The following is a 24,234-nucleotide window of genomic DNA, read 5'->3' as shown; positions in this document are numbered from 1 at the left end:
AGGGGCAGTATAGCCGTTGCGGTGAATTAATTCGCCTCAAACACCAGTTCCGGTATCACCACCTCCCAAGCATCGCGCTTCAGTATATGGTGAAAGGCCTCGTCACCGTTTTCCTTCCGCCAGCGTAGAATTGCGGCGATTTCGCCTCGGGCAAAACGGGTATTCGGCGGCGGAACAAAACTCTTCGACATTCGACCGAGGCTGCGGCCCTGAGCATCCTTTAGATACCAGCGATCATTCTCCAGCGTCAGGGAGATCGCGTTTCCAACATTCGCTTCAAGGATTGCACGCAGGGCGGGGTGACTTGCGCGTTGTCGGCCCGCGAAGGATAGATCGACCATCCGCATCTCTGCCGACTGATAGTAGCGCCGCGGGCCCGGGAAAGCTGTCAAATCCGGGTTTGCCGTCCGGGTCACGATAGAGGTCGACTGGGCGGGCAGATATTCGTGATTGTCGTTGCTCATGACGATCAGGTTGCGGCGGGCTCGCGTCATGGCGACGTAGAACAGGCGGCGCGGCGCATCCTGATCTTCGTTGCGCGACGGGCGTTCCCAACCACCATCGAGAATGACAACATCGTCGAATTCTAGCCCCTTGGCCCGATGCGCTGTCAGGAGCTTGAGACCGCGTTGTTCGCCCCAGGCCTCGCGTGACCATTCGGCGAACCACTCGATCACATCCGGTGCCGGTAGGTTTCGGCCATCCACTTCTCGCGCGAGCAGGCCAAGACCCTCGCCGATGCGATCAGTCCAGCGCGAGGACGGGATCGCATTGAGAATATCGGTGAGATCGCCCAGCGAGACGACGCGCCCATGGTCCGCGCGTAGCGCCTCTATGAAGCTCTGCATCTCGCGCATGCGCCACAGTCCGGGCAGCTTTTCGTTCGCGAACTCGACCGGAATGCCGAGCGCTTCCGCGAAGTCGCGCACTGGTGCGAGTTTGCGCCAGTCACGCGAGATGATTGCGGCCCGCGACCATGTCCAGTCCGGAATCAATTGCGACAGGCGCACCATCTCCTCGAGCGCCGCCATCGCCTGTGCGTCATTTCCTGCCGGGCAACTCAGGATCTGCACGCGCCCCTGTGCCACGGGATCCAGACTCTCCATAACACCGCCCGCTGGGGCTTTGATCCGGTCTTTGTCGACCGTGATGTCGTGACCCAGTTTCATCCTCTCGGAGGCCGCCTCGATCACGGCATTCGCGGCCGTGATGATATGATGGCTCGAGCGATAGTTCTCGGTCAGGAAGAATGGCTTCGCGCTGTAGTCCTGCTCGAACTGTCGGATATGGCGGATGGACGCACCCGCGAAGGAATAGATGTTCTGGTCGTCATCGCCGACGGCAAAAAGGCTGATCCGCAGATCCGGATCCTCTAAGCTCCGTCCGGCCACGGCTGATATCAGCGCATATTCTTCCGGGCCGACATCCTGATACTCATCGACGAGTATCCAGCGGTAGCCTTGAATGAGCGTGTCGCGCAGCGCCTCTGCTTCGACCTTGTCCAGCCCGTCACCGCGAAGCAAGCGCACCGCATCCATCAGGAGCGTGTCGAAGTCTTGGCCCTCCGCACTGGCGCGGCCGGCAAAGCTTGCGCCGACGAGCCGCATTGCGAGCGCATGAATGGTGGAGACGGTCACGAAACGCGCATCGTCGCCTATGAGGCGACGAAGCCGTTCACGGATTTCCGCAGCGGCGTGCCGATTATAGGCGAGAACAAGAATTCCACTTGGATCCTCGCGCTTGATTTTCACTAGATACGCGATGCGATGAACGAGCACGCGGGTCTTGCCCGAGCCTGGCCCGGCAAGAACGAGCACATTCGTCTGTTCACGTTCGTCCTGAACGATTTTTTCCTGCGTGCTGTTGCCCAGGTCTTCAACGATCTGCTTCCAGACCTCTCCCGTGGCTTGCCGCCGAAATTCGGTCCCGCGCCCCGGCATCCAGCGGCGCATGAACGCGTCGCGATCGAGCACGAAGTAATCGGCCGCCAACCGTTCTGCATCATTGATGCTATTGAGACCTTTCTCGCCATAGGCAGCCATCACATGCGTCTGGATGGTCTGTTCGGTGTAATGATCCTCCAGAGGGGCGAAGTGCTGCGTCGTGAATTGACCGCCCTTCGGATTGAGATGCAGGGTTATGGCGGGACGGAAGACGGATAGCCCTTTGCCCAAAGCTACGACCTGCTGCTCGTGCAACCAGAGCAAGGCGCGATCCATCAGCTTGTTCGGATCGTTGACGGAGCTGCGTAGCATCGCATCGCCGGTGATGGCGCCAAGCAGCGCGCCCAAGGTGGTCTCGACGGCGATATCTTTTCCGCGTAGCCCTTTCTGGACCCGGCCGACGAGATGCTCGAGAAGCCGTTCCGCACCAAGCCTTCGAAGTTCTGCAGTCTTTTCGATCACGGACCACGAGCGTTGCAGCCGCACGAACAGACTCGAACGCGAGGCTTTGCGCAAATGCAGGTTGCCCCGCCCGCCTTCCATGTCGCGCCCGTCCTGCGCCATCCCGCGCAGGAGGCTTTCGACGACATCCGGACGGACCGTGCCGTAGCCCTTCTCCCGCAGTGCCTGGCTCGTCGCGGCAAGATTGAATGCGGATGGTTCGCCATTATCGGCATCGGGTGCGTCCTCGCGCATCTGCGCGATCAGGTCGCGCTCCAACCTCGCTGCAGACTCGAAGCGTGCGCGTGATGCGTTCTCTACACCAATGTGAACGTGGATCGTGATGTTGGTATCGTTATTGGCGATCCCGAGCGCTTCGAGATCGGTCATCGCCTTTCGCAATGCCGGCCCGGTGAGGCCGCTTGCGCCGCTCAGTTGATCGGTCGAGATGCCCTCATCCGCTGGCGCGTTGATGATATGCTGGACGATACTCAGAAGCTCTTGCTTCCGCTTTCCCGTGATCTCCGCAGCATCGAGGATCTTGCGGACCTGATCGACGCTTCGTACGAGAAGCGAAGCAGGGAAGACCTGAACGCGGTTTTCTTCCCGCCGGAGAAGTGTCGCCTCTTCGAGCCAGGCCACGGCCGTCTTTACGCGGGTGTCTTCGGTGGTGCTGTCTCGCTGGAAATCCCGGTCCTTTTCCTCGTGGACGATTTCGCCTGGGGTGGCGATGACTTCACCCTTTTTGCCCGATCGAACATCGAGCCTTCGGACTGCCTTCAGGATCGCTCCGATCTCGTGACGGGCGAGGCGAGAGCGAGCGCTCAGATTGAACTGCCGGTCGACATCTTCCGAATTGAATAGGAGGATACATTTCGCAGGATCCCGATCTCGTCCCGCACGCCCGGCTTCTTGCAGGTAATTCTCCAGAGAACCCGGCACATCCCCATGCACGACGAGCCGGATGTCGGGTTTGTCGATGCCCATTCCGAAGGCGTTGGTGGCGGCGATCACACGCAACTCACCCACTCGGAACGCTTCCTGGATTTCGCGCTTCTCATCGGCGGTAAGCCCCGCATGATAGCGCTCCGCCGCAAGTCCCTGCTGTCGAAGAAATTCCGCCACACGTTCAGTGGAGTTTCGAGTGGCACAATAAACAACAGCCCCTGAAACCCCGCTTGCCGGTAAATCTTCTTCGAGCGCAGTAAGGATATCGGCCAGCTTCGTCTGCCTCTGAGTTGGCAACACGCTGAAGCTCAGGTTCGTCCGTGATGCGCCACCGTCCAGCAGCGTGAGCTCGCACCCGAGACGCGTGCTGAAATGTTCACGGATGTCCCGAACGACATCGGGTTTCGCCGTGGCGGTCAGACAGAGAACGGGGGCTACGTCTTCGCCCGAGCTTTCCTTGATGAAACGGCTCACATAGCGATAGTCCGGCCTGAAATCATGCCCCCATTTCGAGACGCAATGTGCCTCGTCGAGAACCCAGAGGCCGACTTCGCGCTGGGCGAGCACCGAGCGGACCGAGGTGCTGCGCAATTGCTCAGGCGAGATCAGCAAGATCGCAGCCTCGCCAAGGCGCACCTTGTCCAAGGCGTCTTGCCGTTCCGGAAGCGAAAGCAGGCCGTTTATGGTGACCGCAGTGGAAATTCCGGCTCGTGCAAGGCCCTGGACCTGATCCGCCATGAGCGCGACCAGAGGGGAAATGACAACGGTCAGCGCCCCGGTCTTGTCGAAGCGCGAAAGGGCAGGGATCTGATAGCAGATGGATTTTCCCGTGCCGGTCGGAAGGATCCCGAGAAGGCTTTCGCGTCGCATCGCAGTCTCGACGATGCGTTCCTGAAGGGGGCGCCCGAATTCATCGACAGGCTCCGGACGAAAGCTTTCGAAGCCGAACCAGCGGCTCAGCGCTTGCTTGGGGTCGTTGTGAGCCGCGCAATATTGGCAGGCAGTGTCGTCGCATCTCGTGTCGCGCAAGGTGCGAACGATCCGCGCGGCGTCGCGGAACTGCGCGCGGACCCAAGGGGGCATCACGGAGTCACCGCCCGCAACCGAGATCCAGGACAGTGCATAAGCCAGGGGCCAGCTGAGCGAGCTATCGTCGAGACCCTTCAGAACTTGTGTCCGCTGCGCAGCGCAGGATGACGCCTCAAGCAGGCGTTCGATCGCGTTGCGGGCCTCTGCCAAACCGGGCGTCGGCGCGCCTCGGATTGCCGTGAAAAGCCGATCGAACCCTTCGCTGCGGGGGATCCGGCTACAGAGATAGTGGTAAGCGACCAAGGCATTGGGGGATTGCCGCCCGATCTCCGCGAAGGCGCCGATTTGATTGCCCAAGACTTCAAAGACGAGCCTCGCATCGCACTCGGGGTCATTCACATGCCCGCTCTGCAAGCGTCCGTCCTGATAATGCTTCACCAGGTGGTGGTAGGGATTACGTGGGAAAGCGAGCGGGTTAAGCCAAAGCGTGTCTATTGGAGCTTGGGTGAGACGCGCGAAGCGAGGCGATGCCGCCATCAAATGGGGCAGGTCGTGGCGCAGGATATTATGTCCGATCACGTGGTCGAAGTCGGCGCAGAATTCCTCGAGCCTGGGAAACCCTGCCTCAACGCGGGGCCCGAGGACGAGTGCCTCGCTGCCGATGACGGCGCTGGCCGCTGCAAGGGAAAATATGCGAGCCGTCGATGGGTCGACCTCGAGGTCGATTGCCACACATCGTTCCAGAAATACTGAACCTGTCTTGTCGTTGCCCCAATGCATGCCCGGATGGGATCCGTCTTTTACACGTTAATGTGACGACCCTATCCTCTTTAGGAAGAAAGGAAAGATGTTCGCGCTTTTTTCGTGGTGACTCACAACTGAGGTTTCATTCATCTGCGCGGGAGCCCGGTTGGCGGTGAGCCACCGCCGCTAGTGTATGGGCAGAGAGGCGACCTCAATCAACCCGATCAGAGGGTGCAACGAGTAGGTTATATTGTGCCAGATTCTGTTCAACCGATCGGAAAGCAGTTCAGCACGAAGCCGATCGAACGACGGAGGAAGCTTGTCAAGCGGCCCGGAGAGCCGCCGCACTGATGGCTAAAAGACAGCTGTGCGCCGACAATCAAACTGAAAAGACTCAGCAGGTTTTTCGAGTGCCAGTTCCATCTGATTTATCGTGCGCTCGATCGTTGCCGGGCAAGCTGATCTAGGAAGTATTGGCGATATGCGGAAGGTTCATCGAATGGTTCCAGATAATTTTCTGTTAAGGCGCTAACGATGCATAGTGCCCAAATGCTTCTTTTATCTTTGGTGTTGTCCGGAATTGCGCCCCTATTGATTGTCCATAGACGGTAGGTGTATTCAAACGGGCTTATTTTGTGAGGTTCTGGTAGCGGAGGCATGAATTTGGAAAGAACATGTTGGGCAAAGGAAATCGGAAGTTTGTAGGGTGAGTTTTTCGGGTCTTTCCATGCAAAATAAGGTAAAGGGTCTCGGTGTTGCTGATTTGAGAGCTTGATTGGTAGGTTGTTGTAGGCGCATATTGTGCTTAATGCGCGTATGCACAGCTTTTCTAGTAAGATGCAAAGTTGATAATATTGTCCTTCATCTCGAATTGAAACGTTATCCTCATTGAAAAAAATCACCTCCGTTCCAAAGCGTTGTTCGCTAATGCTTTGCCGCACTCTTTGATTTAGGTTTTTTGCTCTGCCACAGTAAATTGATCCCCTTCCAAATGGTTCTCTTGTATATATAGCATAAACTCCGGGTTTTGAGGGAATAAGATGCTTATATTTTGCATCAACTGCGTAGACCCTTCCCGTGGAATTGAAATGGATGCCTCCCGGAAAAAGTAAGGGGTAGTCGCTCTCTGGTAGAAAGCCGCTGAACGGTTCTGATTCGGAGAAAGTGCCCCAATCGAATACGTGTGTTCCTGTCATTTTGGATATCCTTTCGAAACATTCTTCAGCTGCGTGCGCCCAACCTGAAATTCCGCAGCATGGTGGGTATGGCCGAAAAGCCATTTCTCGGGCTGGTATTCCTCGATGAGCGCAGTCAGGTCTGAAGCGTAGCACCAAGGCAGCGGCGCGCCCGGAGGGAGTGCAGCCGGGTGCGGGGCATGATGCGTGACGACGACGGTTTCGCCATCGAAGGGCGTCGCCAATTGCCCTCGCAGCCAATCGAGATGTTCATGGTGCTTCGCGATGGTGTCGGCTGGCCGCGCCTTGCGGTAGCCGCTTCCTGCGACGCGAATATAGCGATAGTCATTCATCACCCAGTCGTTGCGGGACGACTTTTCCGCAACGCTTCCCGGTCCGAGCGCGAAGTCAGTCCAGAGCGTGGCGCAGAGAAATCGCGTGCGCTCATGGATAAGCACACGTTTCTGCGCGAGATGAGCGCCGGCTTCACGCGCGAGATCCGCGAGGCGGTCGTCGCCATCGAGCCGGAAATCGTAATAGTCATGATTGCCCGGAATGATATGAATGCGATCGAGATCGACGTGCTGGCCGATCAACTGAAGCGCGGGGCGCCAACGGATCTTGGGCTTATTGGCGAGGTCGCCAGCTATGATGAGAAGCTCAGCGTTCTCGAGCTCAAGGTCGTCGAATGGGTTGCGGTTTTTCTGCATCCAGAGATCGAGATGCAAGTCTCCTAGAATAAGCACGTCGGGCATGATCAGGAGCTCCGATCAGCGCGCAGGAACTGAACGCTAGGAGAAAGCCGTCCATCTCTCTTCAATGTCTCGAAGAAGCCCTCATCGCGTGCGCCCAAGCGATAGAAGCGGTTGCAGCTCCGCGCCCAACCCTCATTCGATTGAAGGTTCATGAGAGGAGATGTCCGAACCCGCGCACCCTCACGCAGATGCGGGTGGCCGGAGACTCGCCCGACAAGCAGGGGCACGGCGTCTTCGACGATCGCGCACCACGAATCGAGCAGAGGCGCGGCTGATAGCTCCCCGATTGACGGCCTTTGGTGACTTAGATCCCTGATCCAGGAGAGCACCAGTGTGGCGTCGAATGCTCCATCGCCGATCGACCCTCCCTGTCCGCCGAGGGCGCGATCAGCGAGATAGGTCTGCAGGAGTGGAACAAGCGCCGGATGTTCTCTAATGCGCTGCTGGGGGCTGCCGAAATCCATCATTGCGGGCGAACCTGGTGGCACTAAGTCATTAATTATTGCAAGGTAAGGCTGTATTGGCGGTTGGGAATTTTTTGTCATCTGTAGGTCTCTCTTGCACATGCGCACACGCACGCGCCTCGAAGTGGTCGGGCAAAGAATTAATATCGCGTCAGGCATTGCGTTTTCGGCAGTGGAGCGCCTCCGGACAATGCTATGGCCAGATTGGTTTCCGTGGCAAAAGGCGCAGGCCGAAGTGTTGTCGATGCTGATGCTGGGCTACTTTTCGGAGCCAAGCGTGGCCGCTATGCGTTTCGAGTGGTGGATTCGACCCACTCGAGCGTAAAGTTTAGATTTCATACATGGGGCGATCCTTGCTTGTGAAGTAGAATGGCGTCGTCGCTATTTATATAGCGATGTTCCTTTTGCGTATAGCGGCGCAAAAAGAAAATTGAGCGCGTTTTTCGCGGAGCCCTTCAAAGACGATAATTCCTTTATTCTGCTCGCTGGGGAGCATTGCGGTCGGCAAAAACACAGAATTTTTCGCACCGATTATAAAAATAAAAATTTTTCGAAATTTTATTGGTGAGGGCGTGTTCGCCACCGATCACGCGAATCATTTGGCGCGTGCAGGGGCTAACCGGGCTGGATAGCATTATGAGGGGGCGTTGGGACCGTGTTGGGGGCGACTTAGTGAGGGATAAATTGGGCGATAGGTGAAGGCAGCGGGCGCACCGAACCTTTTTCGCACGTGGTAGCGAAGCTTCCTCCCAGCCGTGCGAAGGGAGCTGGTCGGACGGTTCGCGGCGAGAGCAGATCGAGCTTTGGGCGGACCATATGAATTGATGCGGTGCAGCAACGGGCATGGCGAGCACCTCGAAATGGCGCTTGCGCTGCGAGAGGCCAAAGTGAAGCTTCGACGTTGCTCGCACAAGTGGGCCTTTGTGTTGCTGGGCCTGGTGGTAGTAGCCTTGCGCCCGGATACGAGGAACGCCTTCTTACAAGAGGTCCCGAATTTCACATGCAATCTAGGAGTTGCCGGCAGCCTTTAGCTGCACGGCCAGGCGATGCTTGTTCGGTCTGCTTGGTATTTTCGAGCATTTTTAGCTTCGTGTTTTTAAGCTAGAGAGCTTTTTTGATTTTTTCCTTTCGTTTTTCACATGACGGCTGAGCTGCCCGATGCATTCAGGATTCTTGCCTCAAAGACGGGTAAGCCAGTAAAACCTACCAAGGCTCAGGCGTATCGTCTTGATCCTCTGAAGGGGAGGTCGCGTCACTTGGCTGTCCACGCAGGATCGCCCTTGCGCGGGCCAGAGGATCTTCGATCCGGCGCGCCTCGACGGCCGCGATCTCGTGTTCCAGTCTCTCGAAGATCGGGGCATAAATTGATTTTTCCAGCATCAGTTCGGCGACCTGCAGCCGGGCTTTCACGAGCCGCTCGAGAAGCTCTTCATCGGATTTGGTGAACCCAGTTGCGCGATGAGATTTTCGCCTATTTGGCGCAAAAGGACGCTGGGCCATGGCATGCATCTCCTGAGACCGCGCGAGCGAGGCTCGGCGGGGACGGGTAAGGTGATCCGGGGCGCGGATCTGCTGATGCGTTCAGTCTAAGTGCCGAGGCTGAAAAAACGGGTTCTCGATTTTTTAGGAAGTAGAGAAAATTTCGCTGGAGCTCATTGCCGCTCGTTTTCGGGAGCGCCTAGGGTGCAGCGCTAGCGGTTGCGCTTTGTCGCTATTTCTTTCTATCTGTGTGCTTTGGATAGAAAGATTTTCGCACATGTCATTTTCCGAGCTCCTGAGGGCCGAACGCGTGGGGCGCGGGCTCACGCAGGCTGACCTTGCCTCCCGCGCCAAAATCAGCATCCCGACGGTGCGCGCTCTCGAGAGCGGGGCGGGCACGATCCTTTCGCTCGAGGCCATCTTGCCGATACTTGGCTTGCGCTGGCGTGTTACCAAGGCGGGTGAGCATATGGGACGCGCGCTCGCGGAGCGGCGGCGTGCGCGCGGTTTTTCGCAGCAGGCTCTCGCCCGCAAGATCGGCTGCAGTCGCGTGACGGTCATTGCCTTGGAAAGGGAGTTTTCCGGACGGGTTGCGACGCTTGCCGCGGCCTTGCGGCTACTCCGCCTCCGCAGCCCACTGGAACGGAGCGATCTCGCGAAAGGACGCGGGTTGGTGCCGCCTAAGAATGACGCGGAACAGGACCGGGTCATGACGCCGCCTGATCTGGCCAAGGCAATCATTGATCATTTTTCGCATGCGATGGAGGGTCGCGTTCTCGATCCGTCGCGCGGAGAAGGGGCATTCTACAATCACTATCCGGATCACGTGGAGCGGCATTGGTGCGAGATCAGTGAGGGGCGCGACTTTCTGGCATGGGGCGATCGGGTGGATTGGGTCGTCACTAATCCGCCCTGGTCCGAGCTTCGGACATTCACGCGACACGCGATGCGAGTCTCAGAAAATATCGTCTGGCTCGCGCCGTTGACCAATCTGACGACGAAGGCGCGGTTGCGGGATCTCGAAGAGGCCGGATTCGGAATTGCGGAATTGCTCTTTGTCGACACACCGAAGAACTGGCCACAGAGCGGCTTTCAGATCGTCGCGGCCCATTTGAAGAAAGGGTATACCGGGCATTGGAAGGTCGCGCAGCTTCGGGGGGGAGGGGGCGCAAAAGCATCTTAGTGTGCCCTGCACTTTGTCTTGTGCCGATCCTCGTCCGAGCGCTTTCAGATCTCGTCCAACTCGTCCGACTCGTCCAGAGATCCCGTATCTTGAGCCGTGCCCCCATGGGGCTCGCGCCATGGACGAATGTCATAGACGTCGCGTCCCTCCTGAAGCTCGATCGATATGCCGCGCTCCAGGAGCCAGGCTGTCGCAAATTTCATGAGCCGCGATCTGCTTTCGTGGTCACCCTCAACGCCATAGAGATGGAGTTGGGCCAATCCGGGGTCGCCATAATGGGCGAGGGCCGAGACGAAGAGATTGAGGTCTGGATTGTCCGCTCGCAGCAGTGTCTCTAGCTCGCCGAGGATCCTTGGGCGTTGAGTTCTTGCTCCCGCCAGTTTCTGATCGATAGACATAGCAGCCTCAAAGGCTGAGGAACTTGACGGATTTCGGCTCGCCGCTCTTCACGAAGCCGACCCGGTCGGCTCGGACTTTCTTGAATACTAAATTCTGATGTTGCAGCTCGCTGGGACTGACCTCGCCTCGCGCCAGGCGCTCTTCATCCTTCGCGCGGCTTCGCGCCTTCTCTTCTTGTCGTTTCCTGAAAAGATCTTCCATGCGGTGCCCTCCCTAAAGCTTTATTATAGCCTGAAAGCCCGTGCTTTGTCTCGTTTGATTGGAGGCGCTGGCTGCGCGTATTTGAGATGCGCACGGGCGCGCTCCTCGTGAGCGGCTATCGCGGTTGTCGCAGACGTGCCGACACGGGGAGGTGATCTGCCCTCAGCGCTGCGGCGACAACTGCGACAAGCATCAGCCTCCCTACGCTTCTTCTCAGAGGCGGTTCTGGTGAAGGAATGATTTCGGGCCAGTTTGACTTATTTAGCCCTATCCGGTCTAATTTCGACGGAAGGAGCGCGGTATGGACTGGAATGTGACAGCCGGTATGATCCTGATGGGCGTGTTCGCTGCGGCGGCGTTCTGGATTGTGATGCGTGAGCGCCGGTATATCAAAGACGTGACAAGCCTGAGTGCGGAAGACATTCGTTGGTTAAATTCGCGGCCTCTGTCCGGCGACGCCTATTTTGGCGAAAAGGCAGATGAAGATGGCGACGAGTGGGATGATCCTTCGAGTGGCGCGACCTGAAAGCGATGCTGATCACGTCGGACGCTTAGCATCTTGATCTCGCAAGATGCATCTTCTCGCAAATATCCAAGCCGCCGCGCAGTTGTAGGGCCATTACTGGATGGCGCTGGTCTATGACGGGCGTATCTGTCGCTTCGCACTGGACGGCACGCTCGACATGGAAACCCCGATGCCAGTGAAGAAGGTCACGAGCGTCCAGTTCGGCGGCCCCGATCTCGACGTGCTCTACGTCACGTCGATGGCGAAGCCGCCGCTGCCGCGTTTCCCCGACGATGGTGTTCAGCGCGGCAGCCTGTTCGCGATCCGCGGTCTCGGTGTGAAAGGCGTGCCGGAGCCGCGCTTCGGCGGCTGAGTAGTCGAAGCCGCCCCCCTCCAAAGCCCTGCGCGCACTCGGCGCGCAGGCGCATCCAGAACGATTGCGTGAGACCGGAGACCGGCCAAACGTGTCGTCGCGCAAATCAGTGTGCAGGCTAACCGTTCGCTGTTCTCTCTTGCCTCAGAGCGCTGTCCAAACACCTCCTGCCTGCGAAGATCGCAACGCCGCCGAGATGAAGCGCATCCCGGCTAGGCCATCCGCCACACCCGGCAGCAATCCAAGCGGCCTGGGCTCGCCGCGCTCATGGGCCAGGATCGCGTCAGCTGTCGCGCTATAGAGGTTGCCGAAGGCCTCGAGGAACCCCTCCGGGTGGCCGGCCGGAACACGGCCCATCTCGGCAACCTCGGGCGTGAGGCCCGGTCCGCCCCGAGACAGGAGATATGGGGGCTCTCCGAAGGGGGACACGCGCAAACTGTCAGGCGCGGTTTGCAGCCATTCGAGCCCCGCCGTCTCGCCATAGATACGCAGCTTCAGACCATTCTCGTTGCCCGGGGAGACCTGGCTGGCCCAGAGCATACCCTTCGCCCCGCTCGCATAACGGATCAACATCTGCACGTCGTCATCGACCGCGCGCCCTGCCACGAAACTGGTGAGTTCGGCGCAGATCTCGCGCGGCTCGAGCCCCGAGACAAAGCTCGCGAGGTTCATTGCGTGGGTGCCGATATCGCCAAGCGAACCCGCTGCACCGGCCCGCGCGGGATCGGTCCGCCAGACGGCCTGTTTCACGCCATCCGTTCCCACCGGCTCGGTGAGCCAGTCCTGCGGATACTCTACCTGAACGACCCGGATGCGCCCGAGCTGGCCGGCTTCCACCATCGCGCGGGCCTGCCGCACCATCGCGTAGCCGGTGTAGTTGTGGGTGAGCACGAAGAGCGCGTTTGAGGCGCGCACCTCTTCGGCCAACGCCTCCGCCTCTTCGAGCGTGCGCGTCATCGGCTTGTCACAGATCACGTGAATGCCCGCGCGCAGGAAGGCGGTCGCGACAGGCGCATGCATATGATTGGGGGTCACGATCGACACCACCTCGATCCCGTCGGGCCGCGCCGCTTCTTCTCGCGCCATCACCTCGAAATCCGCGTAGCTGCGCGTGGGGTCCAACCCCAGTGCCGCCGCAGAGCGATGCGCGCGCGCAGGCTCGGAAGCAAGCGCCCCCGCGACCAGCTCGAACCGGTCGTCGAGCCGCGCCGCAATGCGGTGAACGCCACCGATGAAGGCGCCTTCGCCGCCGCCGACCATGCCGAGGCGCAGTTTGCGATGTCCGTCCGTCTCGTTCATGTCTCGCCCTCCAGCCCGAGAATACGGCGATTGGCACCTTCGTCGGTGCCCGCGCCTGCGAAATCGTCGAACGCGTGATCGGTCACGCGGATGATGTGGCGGGCGATGAACTCCGCCCCCTCGCGCGCGCCGTCTTCTGGATGCTTGAGCGCGCATTCCCATTCAAGCACGGCCCAGCCGTCGAAGTCATGCGCCGCCATCTGCGAGAAGATCCGCCGGAAATCCACCTGCCCGTCGCCAAGCGACCGGAACCGCCCCGCGCGGTCCACCCAGGACTGGTAGCCACCATAGACGCCCTGGCGCCCCGACGGCACGAATTCCGCGTCCTTGACGTGGAAGGCCCGGATACGGTCGCGGTAGATCTCGAGATGCTCGAGATAATCGAGCTGCTGCAGAACGAAATGCGAGGGATCGTAGAGCAGGTTGGCGCGGGTGTGATTGTCCACCCGGTCGAGGAACATCTCGTAGCTGACCCCGTCATGCAGATCCTCACCGGGATGCAGCTCGAAACAGGCATCGACGCCGTTTTCTTCGCATGCATCGAGCAGGGGGCGCCAGCGCGCGGCCAACTCGTCGAAGGCGCTCTCGATCAGCCCTGGCGGACGTTGCGGGAACGGATAGAGGAACGGCCATGCCAGCGCCCCCGAGAAGGTGGGCATCGCCGAGAGCCCCATCCGGCGAGACGCGCGCGCGGCAAGCCGGACCTGCTCGCATGCCCATGCCTGCCGGGCCGCGGGCTTGCCGTGCAGCTCGGGTGGGGCGAAGCCGTCGAGCAGCTCGTCATAGACCGAGTGTGCAGCTACGAGCTGGCCCTGCAGATGCGTCGAAAGCTCCGTCACCTCCATTCCGTGGGCGGCGACTGTTCCGATGATCTCATCGCAGTAATCCTGCGAGCTGGCGGCGCGCTCGAGATCGATCAGGCGGCGGTCCCATGTCGGGATCTGCACGCCCTTGTAGCCGAGCCCGGCCGCCCAGCCGCAGATCGCGTCGAGACTGTTGAAGGGCGCATCATCGCCCACGAATTGCGCGAGAAAGAGGGCAGGCCCCTTGATCGTCTTCATCTGGGAATACTCCTGTCGGGTCCTTGCAGGCCAAGCGCGAGGGGACGTCCCCCGCGCTTGGCCGGGTTCAGTCTGGTTTGCGCAAGAGCGCCCGCGCGCCCGCTGGGTCGAGCGCCGGGGCGCGAGTGCAGGTCGTGGTCATCTCCACGAAGCCACCTTCCTCGCCCGAGCGCAGGATCGCCGTCATGATCTCGATCCCGTGCAGCGCGCGGTCGATGGAACACCGCGCCTCGCGGCCCTCGATCACAGAGAGCGCCATATCGGCAAGGCCCGCCGCGCGGTAGTTGGCGACCATGCCATGCGGGTGCTCCTGGTTGGGCTTGCCGAACGGGTGGGCCCAGGGCTCCACGGGCGCGATCTTCCCGTCGCGCCCCGCGATCTCCACCGGGCCGCCGAAGAAGTTCGGATCCGGCAGAAAGAGCGAGCCCTCGGTCCCGTAGATCTCCATCGGGCCGTGACGGTGCGCCCAGACATCCCAGCTCGTGGACAGGGTGACGGTGGCCCCTTGCGCAAATTCGAGCAACGCATGGATGTTGGTGGGCGTCTCGACATCGATCGTCTCACCATTGCGCGGCTCAGACGTAATCCTGCGCGTGGGCGTCGCAGTGGAGGTCAGTGCCGCCACCCGTTTCACCGGGCCGATCAGGTTGATAAGGTTCGCAAGGTAATAGGGCCCGAGATCGAGCATCGGACCGCCGCCCGGCTTGAAGAAGAAATCCGGGTTCGGGTGCCAATGCTCCATGCCGTGGCTCATCACATGGGCCGTGCCCGCCGTGATCGTGCCGAGGCGACCCTCGTCGATCAGCGCGCGTGCCTGCTGATTCGCGCCGCCAAGGAAGGTGTCGGGCGAACTGCCCACCGAGAGCCCCTTGGCCTGCGCAAGCTCGCGCAGCGCCTTTCCATCTTCGGCCGAGAGAACGAAGGGCTTTTCGCTGTAGACATGCTTGCCTGCCTCAAGCGTCGCTTTCGCGACCTCGAAATGCGCCGCAGGGACGGTGAGGTTGATGATGACATCAATCGCAGGGTTCGCGAGGAGGGCCTCCACGCTTTGCGCCTCGACGCCGTATTCCTCCGCGCGTGCCCTGGCAGCTGCCGGGTTCAGGTCAGCGCAGGCGATGAGTTTGATGCCGCGAAAGAGCGGCGCGAAGCCGAGATAGGTGGTCGAGATATTGCCGCAGCCGATGATGCCGATGCCGAGTTCAGTGCTCATGCTACCCTCCCTTCAGAGCTTGCGCGCGTTGTCGATCGAGCCGCGAGCGAAGCGCGCATCGTCGGACGGGTTGTCATGCTCCATCACGAAATGGGCGGCCTTGCTGTCGCGGCGCAGGGCCTCGAGCAGCCGGGCCCAGTCCATGACGCCGGTGCCCACGTCGGCCCAGCCGTCCTCCTCGGCTTTCTCGCCTTCGGGGGCGATATCCTTCACATGGGCGGCGGTGATCCGGTTGCCATGCCGCGCGATCCAGTCGAGCGGGTCGGCCCCTCCGCGCGTGATCCAGGCGATATCGGCCTCCCAGTCGAGGTCGCCCGCAGCGAGGATATGCTCCATCGGCAGCGTGCCGTCGGCGAGCGGCTTGAACTCGAAGTCGTGGTTGTGCCAGCCGAACCCGAACCCGGCGGCGCGGATCGGGGCGCCAGCGCGGGCGAGCCGAATGCCGAACGCCTCCCAGCCTTTCGCATCGGTGGGCCGGTCCTCGGGCATCAGGAAGGGCACGTAGAGCGCCTCCATTCCCAGTGCGCGGGCGATGGCGACGGCGCGGTCCGGGTCGGTCTCCACGACATCGAGGCTGAAATGCCCCGTCGGCATCTTCAGCCCCGCCGCGTCGAGCTGTGCGCGGAACGCCGCGAGCCCATCCGCATCAAGCCCCTCATAGAGCCCGCCGAACCCCTCGACGCTTGCATAGCCTGCCTGTGCCAGCATCCCGAGCGTCTGGTCGAGTGGACCCGCATTGCGCGAACTGTAAAGCTGGTAACTGAAATCGGTCATGTTTCTCTCCTCCTAGGAAAAATCAGGTGCGCACCTAGAGGCGCTTTTCGCTTTGCGTGTCGAAGATCGACGCGCGCGTAATGTCGAAGGCGATGGGGACACGGTCACCGGGGCGGTAGCGTTTGCCGGAGGCGCAGCGCACCGAGAGCTTGGCCTCGCCATAGGTCAGCCAGACGAGGCTGTCCGCGCCCATCGGCTCTTCCAGTTCCACGACGGCCTCGACCTCTGCCGGTTGGCCTGCCGCATCCCGGTCGAACAGCACGTGTTCCGGGCGCACGCCAAGGATCACGTCGCGATTAACCGGCAGGGGGCCGTTGCCGTCATAGCCCGCGAGACCCGTGGCAAAGCCTTGCCCTTCGAAGATCGGGCCGTCTTGTCCGGCGACCAGACGCCCATCGAAAAAGTTCATGGCTGGTGACCCGATGAAGCCCGCAACGAACATGTTGCATGGTCGGTTGTAGATCGTGAGAGGCTCGTCGAGCTGCTGGATCTCGCCGCCATGCATCACCGCGATCCGGTCAGCCAGCGTGAGCGCCTCGATCTGATCGTGGGTGACGTAGATCATCGTCGAGCGTAGCCGCTGGTGGAGCCGCTTGATCTCCACACGAAGGTCGACGCGCAGCTTGGCGTCGAGGTTGGAAAGCGGCTCGTCGAACAGGAAGACATCCGCGTCGCGCACCAGCGCCCGACCGATCGCGACCCGCTGGCGCTGCCCGCCCGACAGGTTCGAGGGGCGACGCTTCAAAAGAGGCTCGATCTGCAGGATCTCGGCTGCGCGCGAGACGCGCTCCGCGATGTCCTTCTTGGAATGCCGCGCGACGCGCAGCCCGAAGCTTAGATTCCTCTCCACCGACATCTGCGGATAGAGCGCGTAGGATTGGAACACCATGCCGATCCCGCGATCCTTGGGTTCGTCCCATGTGACGTTCTTGCCCGAGATCCAGACCTCGCCGTCGGAGATATCGATCAGGCCAGCGATCGCATTGAGAAGGGTAGACTTGCCGCAGCCCGAGGGTCCCAGCAGCACAAGAAATTCTCCCGGTGTGATGTCCAGTTGAAGATTGTCGATGACGTCCAGCGCGCCATAGCTGATGCGCAGATCGCGGACACTAACAGAAGGTTCCATTGCATTTATCCTTTCACGGCGCCGGCGGCGATGCCGCGGACGAACCAGCGGCCCGAGACGAAGTAGACGATCAGCGGCACGAGTGCGGTCAGGATCGTCGCGGCCATGTTGACGTTGTAGGCTTTGGTCCCGGTGGTGGTGTTGACTACGTTGTTGAGCTCGACAGTCATCGGCAGGTGATCGCGCCCCGCGAAGATCAGGCCGAACAAGAAGTCGTTCCAGATCCCCGTGACCTGCAGGATCGCGGCGACGACGAGGATCGGCCCGGACATCGGGATCATCAGCTGGAAGAAAATCGTCCAGAAACCGCCCCCGTCGATCCGCGCAGCCTTGAACAGGTCGATAGGCACGGCGACATAATAATTGCGAAAGAGCAGAGTCATCACCGGCAGACCGAAGATCACGTGCACGACGATGATGCCGGGCAGGGTGTTGTAGAGCGACACTTTCGAGAGCATCCGCACCAGCGGATAAAGATAGACCTGGTAGGGAATGAACGCGCCGAGCAGCAGCACCGCAAAGATCAGGTTGCCCCCACGCGGTCGCCAGAACGACAGCGCGTAGCCGTTGATCGCGCCGAGCAGGATCGAGAGCGTCGCAGCCGGGATCATGATCTCGAAGGAGTTCAGCACCCCCACGCGGATGCCCTCGCAGTTCACGCCCGTGCAGGCATGGGCCCAGGCCGTGGACCATGGCTTGAGGGTGAAGTCGGTGGGCAGGCCGAAGATATTGCCCTGCTGGATCTCGGGCATCGTTTTGAACGATGTCACGATCATCACGTAGAAGGGGAGTAGGAAAAACGCGGCTGCGAGCACGAGAAAGGCATAGATGCCGATCCGGCTGGCGGTGAGCCGGCGGGGCTTGCGTCCGCGCGGTTGGGTCTCAGCGGTCATGACGCCCTCCGGTCCTGGCGGAAATACTGGTTGTAGAGCCACGGCCCCAGCACCACGAGCACGGCCACGAACATCACCGAAGCGGCCGCGGTCGCGAGCGCGATGTTCTGTCGGTTGAAGAGGTAATCGATGACGAACTTGGCGGGCACCTCCGTCGAGATGCCGGGGCCGCCGCCTGTCATCGCGACCACGATGTCGTAGACCTTGACCACCGCGATCGCGAGCAGCACCACCGCGGTGACGAACATGCTCGAGAGCATCGGGATCACAATCGAGAGGTAGACGCGCCACGGCGGGATGCCGTCGACACGGGCGGCCTTCCAGATGTCTTCGTCCACGCCGCGCAGTCCGGCCAGCAGGATCGCCATCACGAGACCCGCCGATTGCCACATGCCGGCAAATCCCACGAGATAGATCGCCCGGTCACCGCGTGACAGCCAGTCGAAGGTGAAGCCGTGCCAGCCCCAGTTCTGCACCGCCTGCTGGATGCCCAGCGTCGGGTTCAGGATCCAGGCCCAGACGAGGCCGGTGACGATGAAGGACATCGCGTAGGGGTAGAGGAAGATCGTGCGGAAAATCCCTTCCCCCTTGATCCGCTGATCGAGGAACACCGCCATCAGAAAGCCCAGCACGAGGCAGCCGATGACGAAGATCAGGCCGAAGATCGCGAGGTTCTCGACCGAGATCGTCCAGCGGGAGGATTGGAACAGCCGGTCATATTGCTTGAACCCGACGAAGTCGTATTTGGGAAGGATGCCGGAACTGGTGAAGGAAATGCGGATCGTCCAGAGGATCGTGCCGATATAGGCGAAGATGACGATGATCCATGTCGGGACGAGCGCGACTTGTGCGCTCAGGCGGCGCAGTCGAAGCGGCTTCATGTCGTGATGTCCTGTCTCGTGACGGTCTCGGGGGCGAGGGCGCGCCAGGGGGAGGCTGGCGCGCGGGGGCCGCGACCCTCAGGGAAGGATCGCGGCCCGTCCGCTTAGCCACCGATGATCTGGGCGAAGCGATTCACGAAGCTCTCGGGCGTCTGGCTCTTGTCTGTGAAGAATGAGGCCGCGAGATCGGTGATGGAGCCGCTCATGTCGGGCGAGATCAGGATGTCCGAACTGGGCACGTAGTCGCCCTTCTTGAGCAGAGCGAGCCCTTGTTGCGCGCATTGGTCCATATCCTGGCTCGGCACGTCCTTGAGCACAGGCACCGCGCCCTTCTTCTCATTGAAGGCCAGCTGCACCTTGGGTTCGAGCAGCACCTTGGCAAGCAGATCCTGTGCCTTGACCTCTGCCTTGTCGTTCAGCTTGGGGAAGACGAAGACATCGCCGCCGACCCAGTAGGTGTTGTGCCCCAGCGCCGGAATGCAGCCCACGTCCTTGCCGGGCACCTTGTTCTGGAGCTCCATCTCGCCCTTGGCCCAGTCGCCCATGAAGTTGAAGCCGGCCTTGTCGTTGATCACCAGCGCGGTCGCCTGGTTCCACTGCCGACCCTGCATCCCGCTATCCACGTAGTCACGCAGTTTGCCGAACGTCTGAGCGACCTTGAGGAACTCCGGGGATTTCACCGCCGAGACGTCGCGATCCTTGAGCACCTTCATGTAAAGGTCCTTGCCTCCCTCGCCGATCATGACGTTGAAGAACGTCAGGGCTTGCGTCCAGGCGCTGCCCGCCTGCGCGAGCGGGATCACGCCCTGCTTCTTGAGCGCGTCGAGATCGGTGAACAGGTCGTCCCAGGTCTTGGGTGGCTCGACGCCCGCTTTCTTCAGCAGTTCGGGCGAATACCAGAGCCAGATGTTAGAGTGGATATCGACCGGCACGGCATACATGTGCCCATCTTGGCTCACCGCGTTCAGCAGCACCGGGTTGATCTTGTCCTTCCAGCCATATTCCTTCGCCAGCGGATCTAGGTTGCGTAACAGCCCGTTCGAGACCAGCTCGTCGAACTGCTTGCCGGTGTTGAACTGCATGGCGGCAGGCGGATTGCCCCCGATGATGCGGTTGATCCCGTCGGCGCGCGCGGAATCGCCGCCGCCCCCGGCAACCGCGGCATCGACCCATTTGCCGCCCTGCGCGTCGAACGCCTTCTCGAATTCCTTGACCGCGGCATGTTCGCCGCCCGAGGTCCACCAGTGGATCACCTCTGCCTTTTCGGCCGCCTGCGCCTGTGCTGCGGCGAGACCGAGTGCCAGAGATGCGGCGATGCCGAGGGCGTGCCGTCCTTTATGAGCTTGCATGAATTCCTCCCAGAATTGATCGCGACTCCTCAATCGCGCGTCTCGACGTCATCGGGGATCTATCCCGTATGCAATCGATTACATTTTACGCTAATCGCGCATGTAATCGATTGCAATCATGAAATTTCCGAGTAAATACAGGAGGTGTAGCGCTCTGCCACTGGTGAACGCGGACCGGCAGGGCCTATAGAGAATGAAGCGAAAGGGACGAATGTGAGCGGTGAGTCGGGTGAGGGCGGAATGGCGGGGGCAGGGGCGAGTGGCCCGCGCCACACGATGGCCGACGTGGCGCGCCGCGCCGGCGTCTCGACCGCTACGGTGTCGCGAGCGCTCACCCGTCCCGACCAAGTCAGCCCCAAGACTCGCGAACTGGTGCATGAGATCGCCGAGGAGCTCGGTTTCCGCCCCAACCTGATCGGGCGTCAATTGCGCGCCCAGGCGGCCAATTCGCTGCTGATCCTCGTTCAGGACCTTGAAAACCCGTTCTACGCCGAGCTGATCAAGGGCGCGGAGTATGTCGCGCGGGAGCGTCAGTTTTCTGTGGTGGTGGGCGGAACGGATGGGCTCGAAGACGTCGAACGTCTCTACGCCGAACAGTATCTGGGGCGGCGCGTGGACGGCCTGATCCTGCTGACCGGCCATCTGCCCGCGGGCCTCTCGCGCAAGATGGCCGAGCAGGGCCCGGTCGTGCTGGTGTCAGAGGATAATCCCGAACTCGCGCTCTGCGCGGTGCTGGTGGACAATGTCGGTTGGGCCGCGCAGGCGGTGGCCCATCTTCATGCGCTGGGACATCGCCGGATCGCGCATCTGTGCGGCCCGATGGCGCGGATCATCAGCCGCGAACGACGCGAGGGGTATCGGCGCGCCCTCTCGCAGGCAGGACTGCCAGCGGATCCCGCCCTCGAAGCGCCGGGGGATTTCAGCTTCGAGACCGGACGGCGCGCAACCCGCGCCCTGCTTGCCTTGCCGGATCCGCCAACCGCAATCTTCTGCGCCAATGACGAATCCGCCCTGGGTGCGATCCGTGCTGCACAGCAAGCCGGTCTGGACGTGCCGCGCGACCTCTCCGTCATCGGCTTCGATGACACGATGCTGGCCGAGATCTCCGACCCGCCGCTCACTACAATTCGCCAGCCGCGGCAGCAAATGGGAGCAGTCGCGGCCGAGATGGTGATCGACATGCTCGAAAACGGGCCGGGGCAGTGCGCCCGTCGGATCCTCGACTGCGAACTTGTCGAGCGCAGCACTGTTGCCGCCCCGGCCGCGAAAAGCTGAGGCGCGATCCGAGTGTCCTCAAAGCACAGCGATGTCGCTGTCGAATATCTTCAGGCCCAGGCACCAGCTCGCTTGAATGGCCCCGTGTATCGTAGACGTCTTCTTCGCTAATTTTGAGGCAAGGAGGCCGTGCGTTAATCGGTTGGCGCGGGGTCCGCGGATCTAAGCCATTGAAGTCAAATGTTTTATTGACTCTGCGATCGGTGGCTTTGCTGTGGGCGCAACAAATGTATTAAATTCAAACGCTTGCAAAAATTCGGGCCCTTGAGCCCCAAGATCGAAGAAGTGGACCTATCGAAGAAGAACCCGAATGGCTGGCTCGTCCGGCAGACACCCTATACTCCCGGCAGGATGGAATTCCTGGCGGAATCTGCCGGGGCGGCTGCAAAACCTCTTGTCTGCGCGCCCGACGATCCGGTGCTCACGATGCTCCGGGTGACCTGGCTCGATGCGCAACCGATTACCTATGCGCGGCAAGCCTTCTCGCCGTCTCATCGGATGCGCCTGGAGCCGTGAAGGGGGGCGGATCAAACGTTAACTTGTCTTCAATCGCGACTGGGTGAACCGCCAGTGGCTGGTCAGATTCACGAGATGAATCCCTCACAGGATTTGTTCAGCAGAGCCCCACCAATCGGCCCCCCGCTTCGAACGGGCAAGTTTCCGGTGATCAGATCGGGTCTATTCCGCGCTTGCCGATGTTGTGGCGCGGCCTGAGCTCGCAGTGCGGCTATCCAAGTGACCGCGAGCTCGAGGGGTGGCCTCGGTCCGATGTAGCAAGACTTCTCCGCTGTGCCTTCTCGAGGGAGGGCGCAGCGGTTTTCGTTTTCGGGGAGCGTCGCTTGTGGCGTTCAGGCGTCTTGGCTCACGCGCTGCCAAGGCTGGTCGGCGAGGCGCACCACCTCGCTGGTCTCGATCGAGCGCTGCACCGCTTGGCCGATAGCGACGGCAGCCCAGCCATCTTCCAGCGTGACCTCAGGCGCGCTGCGCTCCCCGCGCACGAGGGCGATGAAGCCTACATGCTGGTGATAGGTGGACCCGTTGTGATCGCCCGCGGCGAGCAGTTCCTCGGGCACCGGCATCTCGCGCTCCACCGGGCCTTTCGGATCGCGCGGCGAGATCACCAGTTTCGGCACCGGCGGCGCGCCCAGATGCGCGGGCCAGAACCGGGTCGGGCCGGGCACCAGCGCCTCGATCTTGCCATTGGGTCCGACGGCGGTGACCTCCTCCTGATAGCGCGCGCCCTCGGCATACATGCACAGCTCCAGCATCGCCCGCGCGCCGCTCTCGAATTCGACGATGGCGAAGCCCGCATCGAGGATATCGGGCGCGTCGGCCTCGGTGACGTGGTTCACCGGGGGCGGGGCGGAGGCCATGACGCGCACCGGCTCGGATTTCAGGGCAAGCCGCATCAGGTCGAAGAAATGGCAGCATTTCTCGACGAAGGTGCCGCCCGTGTAGCGGTTGAAGCGATTCCAGTTGCCGACCTTGAACAGGAAGGGGAAACGGTGTTCGCGCACGGTGAGCATGGTGATCCCGCCCGTCGCAGCCTCGGCCTCGTCGAGGAAGGCCGCGATCGGCGGCATGTAGCGATATTCCATCGCCACCCAGACCGGGGCGGGGTAGTTGTCGCGGAAGGCTTGCAGCCGGTCCGCATGGGTCGGGTCGGTAAAAAGCGGCTTTTCCACGAGAACCGGCAGCGGGCGGGTCGCGGCGATCTCTTCGAGCTGTTCGAGATGGCGGAAATTCGGGCTGGTGATGACGAGGCAGTCGAGCGTCTCAACCGCCAGCAACTCGGCCACCGATCCCACCATCCGCGCCCCCGGCGCGAACGTCTGCGCCGCCTGCGCCATCTCCGCGTCGGGCTCGAAGATCGCAGCGACCTCCGCCCCGTCCAGCAGTGCGATATTGCGCAGGTGTTCCTGTCCCATCATGCCGCAGCCGATCATGCCGTAGCGAACGGGTCCCGTCTTGGTGACGCTCATCCGAGCCTCCTCATCTCATGCGTTGAACGTAATGTGCGCGGCTGGTGTCGAACCATGTGCGCGAAAATTCGACCGGGGCAGGGCCGTCGGCCCAGCTGAAGCGCTCGATATAGCCAGCGGTCTCACCGGGGCGGCAGTCGAGCTCCGACGGCCCCCAGTCCGGCATCGGCGCGAAGCTGACCCGATCCTCGGCGCTCGCGATCCAGAAGCCGAGCGCGCGTTGGTAGTAGGCGTAAAGCGAGTCCTCGAGATCCTCGGCTTTCACCTCGCCTTTCGCGGCGTCGAGCCAGATTTCCTCCGCTGCGACCGGCGTCTCGTCGAGAAAGCGCAGGCGGCGCACCCGGCTCGCGCGCTTGGACGTGCCAAACTCCGGCAGGTCGGCGGGCTTGTCCATCACATCGACCGAGAGGATGCGGGCATTCGGAAATCCGCCTCCCGACAGGAGCTCGATCCGCAGCATGGAGTAGAAATGGTCGCGAAGGTTGCGGGTGCGGATGTAATTGCCCGAGCCCTGAACCCGCTCCAGTAGACCTTTCTCCTCCAGATCCTCCAGCGCGCGCCGCAAAGTGCCCACCGCGATCTTCAGCTGCGCGGCCATCGTCCGTTCGGGGGGAAGGCGCTCCCCGTCGGTCAGTCGGCCCGCCGCGATATCTCGAATCAGCACTTCGGAAACCTGCTTGTAGATCGGCAGCCCGGTGCGCTCTGACCCTTGATTTGCCTGTGTCACTTGGTCGCCCCAAAAATT

The 24,234-nt window shown here is 61.2% G+C and carries 21 protein-coding genes; 5 read left to right on the top strand and 16 right to left on the bottom strand.

Going from position 1 to position 24,234, the window contains the following annotated elements:
* Positions 1 to 26 precede the first annotated feature (26 nt).
* The 4 genes from BMI86_RS05210 to BMI86_RS05195 form a co-directional block, all read right to left on the bottom strand.
* On the bottom strand, positions 27 to 5,141 hold the full coding sequence (locus BMI86_RS05210) for a RecQ family ATP-dependent DNA helicase (RefSeq protein ID WP_078540051.1): 5,115 nt from the start codon (positions 5,139 to 5,141) through the stop codon (positions 27 to 29).
* A 392-nt stretch (positions 5,142 to 5,533) separates the two neighbouring features.
* On the bottom strand, positions 5,534 to 6,301 hold the full coding sequence (locus BMI86_RS20880; RefSeq protein ID WP_143594686.1) for a hypothetical protein: 768 nt from the start codon (positions 6,299 to 6,301) through the stop codon (positions 5,534 to 5,536).
* Positions 6,298 to 7,035, bottom strand: coding sequence for a metallophosphoesterase (locus BMI86_RS05205; protein WP_078540050.1), 738 nt, complete (start codon positions 7,033 to 7,035; stop codon positions 6,298 to 6,300). Before BMI86_RS05205 ends, BMI86_RS20880 begins: the two co-directional genes overlap by 4 nt.
* A gap of 1,667 nt (positions 7,036 to 8,702) precedes the next feature.
* On the bottom strand, positions 8,703 to 8,999 hold the full coding sequence (locus tag BMI86_RS05195; RefSeq protein WP_078540048.1) for a hypothetical protein: 297 nt from the start codon (positions 8,997 to 8,999) through the stop codon (positions 8,703 to 8,705).
* A gap of 256 nt (positions 9,000 to 9,255) precedes the next feature.
* Here BMI86_RS05195 and BMI86_RS21380 point away from each other — a divergent pair, with 256 nt between their 5' ends.
* The gene (locus BMI86_RS21380) at positions 9,256 to 10,161 is read left to right on the top strand and encodes a helix-turn-helix domain-containing protein (protein WP_210402692.1); all 906 of its coding nucleotides are present in this window, start codon (positions 9,256 to 9,258) and stop codon (positions 10,159 to 10,161) included.
* A 44-nt stretch (positions 10,162 to 10,205) separates the two neighbouring features.
* On the opposite strand, the gene BMI86_RS05185 is transcribed toward BMI86_RS21380, so the two are convergent.
* Together BMI86_RS05185 and BMI86_RS05180 are read right to left on the bottom strand one after the other, a co-directional pair.
* Positions 10,206 to 10,559, bottom strand: coding sequence for a hypothetical protein (locus tag BMI86_RS05185; RefSeq protein ID WP_078540047.1), 354 nt, complete (start codon positions 10,557 to 10,559; stop codon positions 10,206 to 10,208).
* A gap of 7 nt (positions 10,560 to 10,566) precedes the next feature.
* Positions 10,567 to 10,761, bottom strand: coding sequence for a hypothetical protein (locus BMI86_RS05180; protein WP_078540046.1), 195 nt, complete (start codon positions 10,759 to 10,761; stop codon positions 10,567 to 10,569).
* A 301-nt stretch (positions 10,762 to 11,062) separates the two neighbouring features.
* Here BMI86_RS05180 and BMI86_RS05175 point away from each other — a divergent pair, with 301 nt between their 5' ends.
* On the top strand, positions 11,063 to 11,287 hold the full coding sequence (locus BMI86_RS05175) for a hypothetical protein (RefSeq protein WP_078540045.1): 225 nt from the start codon (positions 11,063 to 11,065) through the stop codon (positions 11,285 to 11,287).
* 100 nt (positions 11,288 to 11,387) lie between these two features.
* The gene (locus BMI86_RS05170; protein WP_078540044.1) at positions 11,388 to 11,639 is read left to right on the top strand and encodes an SMP-30/gluconolactonase/LRE family protein; all 252 of its coding nucleotides are present in this window, start codon (positions 11,388 to 11,390) and stop codon (positions 11,637 to 11,639) included.
* 144 nt (positions 11,640 to 11,783) lie between these two features.
* On the opposite strand, the gene BMI86_RS05165 is transcribed toward BMI86_RS05170, so the two are convergent.
* From BMI86_RS05165 to BMI86_RS05130, 8 genes are all read right to left on the bottom strand, one after another.
* A complete protein-coding gene (locus tag BMI86_RS05165; protein WP_078540043.1) occupies positions 11,784 to 12,938 on the bottom strand; it encodes a Gfo/Idh/MocA family oxidoreductase in 1,155 nt (384 codons plus the stop codon).
* Positions 12,935 to 13,999, bottom strand: a complete 1,065-nt coding sequence (locus tag BMI86_RS05160) for a sugar phosphate isomerase/epimerase family protein (protein WP_078540042.1) — start codon at positions 13,997 to 13,999, stop codon at positions 12,935 to 12,937. Before BMI86_RS05160 ends, BMI86_RS05165 begins: the two co-directional genes overlap by 4 nt.
* A 67-nt stretch (positions 14,000 to 14,066) precedes the next feature.
* Positions 14,067 to 15,209, bottom strand: a complete 1,143-nt coding sequence (locus BMI86_RS05155) for a Gfo/Idh/MocA family oxidoreductase (RefSeq protein ID WP_078540041.1) — start codon at positions 15,207 to 15,209, stop codon at positions 14,067 to 14,069.
* A gap of 12 nt (positions 15,210 to 15,221) precedes the next feature.
* The gene (locus BMI86_RS05150) at positions 15,222 to 15,983 is read right to left on the bottom strand and encodes a sugar phosphate isomerase/epimerase (protein WP_078540040.1); all 762 of its coding nucleotides are present in this window, start codon (positions 15,981 to 15,983) and stop codon (positions 15,222 to 15,224) included.
* A gap of 34 nt (positions 15,984 to 16,017) precedes the next feature.
* Positions 16,018 to 17,109: an ABC transporter ATP-binding protein gene (locus BMI86_RS05145; RefSeq protein WP_078540039.1), complete on the bottom strand. Its 1,092-nt coding sequence runs from the start codon at positions 17,107 to 17,109 to the stop codon at positions 16,018 to 16,020.
* 5 nt (positions 17,110 to 17,114) lie between these two features.
* Entirely contained in the window at positions 17,115 to 18,002 is an 888-nt protein-coding gene (locus BMI86_RS05140) for a carbohydrate ABC transporter permease (protein WP_078540038.1), read from the bottom strand.
* A complete protein-coding gene (locus BMI86_RS05135; protein WP_078540037.1) occupies positions 17,999 to 18,883 on the bottom strand; it encodes a sugar ABC transporter permease in 885 nt (294 codons plus the stop codon). Before BMI86_RS05135 ends, BMI86_RS05140 begins: the two co-directional genes overlap by 4 nt.
* A 104-nt stretch (positions 18,884 to 18,987) precedes the next feature.
* Positions 18,988 to 20,232 (bottom strand): ABC transporter substrate-binding protein, encoded by a 1,245-nt coding sequence (locus tag BMI86_RS05130; RefSeq protein WP_078540036.1) that lies wholly within the window; start codon positions 20,230 to 20,232, stop codon positions 18,988 to 18,990.
* A 276-nt stretch (positions 20,233 to 20,508) separates the two neighbouring features.
* Here BMI86_RS05130 and BMI86_RS05125 point away from each other — a divergent pair, with 276 nt between their 5' ends.
* Positions 20,509 to 21,507: a LacI family DNA-binding transcriptional regulator gene (locus BMI86_RS05125; RefSeq protein WP_168173787.1), complete on the top strand. Its 999-nt coding sequence runs from the start codon at positions 20,509 to 20,511 to the stop codon at positions 21,505 to 21,507.
* Positions 21,508 to 21,771: 264 nt separating this feature from the next.
* Positions 21,772 to 22,023 (top strand): UTRA domain-containing protein, encoded by a 252-nt coding sequence (locus tag BMI86_RS05120; RefSeq protein ID WP_078540034.1) that lies wholly within the window; start codon positions 21,772 to 21,774, stop codon positions 22,021 to 22,023.
* 332 nt (positions 22,024 to 22,355) lie between these two features.
* Here the strand turns inward: BMI86_RS05120 and BMI86_RS05115 are convergent, their stop codons facing one another.
* The gene (locus BMI86_RS05115; protein WP_078540033.1) at positions 22,356 to 23,489 is read right to left on the bottom strand and encodes a Gfo/Idh/MocA family oxidoreductase; all 1,134 of its coding nucleotides are present in this window, start codon (positions 23,487 to 23,489) and stop codon (positions 22,356 to 22,358) included.
* 10 nt (positions 23,490 to 23,499) lie between these two features.
* Positions 23,500 to 24,216: a GntR family transcriptional regulator gene (locus BMI86_RS05110; RefSeq protein WP_210402134.1), complete on the bottom strand. Its 717-nt coding sequence runs from the start codon at positions 24,214 to 24,216 to the stop codon at positions 23,500 to 23,502.
* Between the last annotated feature and the right edge of the window lie 18 nt (positions 24,217 to 24,234).

The sequence above is a fragment of the Thioclava sp. DLFJ5-1 genome (assembly GCF_002020115.1).
Taxonomy (GTDB): Bacteria; Pseudomonadota; Alphaproteobacteria; order Rhodobacterales; family Rhodobacteraceae; genus Thioclava; species Thioclava sediminum.
Note: the sequence above shows the minus strand (reverse complement) of the source record. Positions and strands in the feature narration are given on the sequence as shown.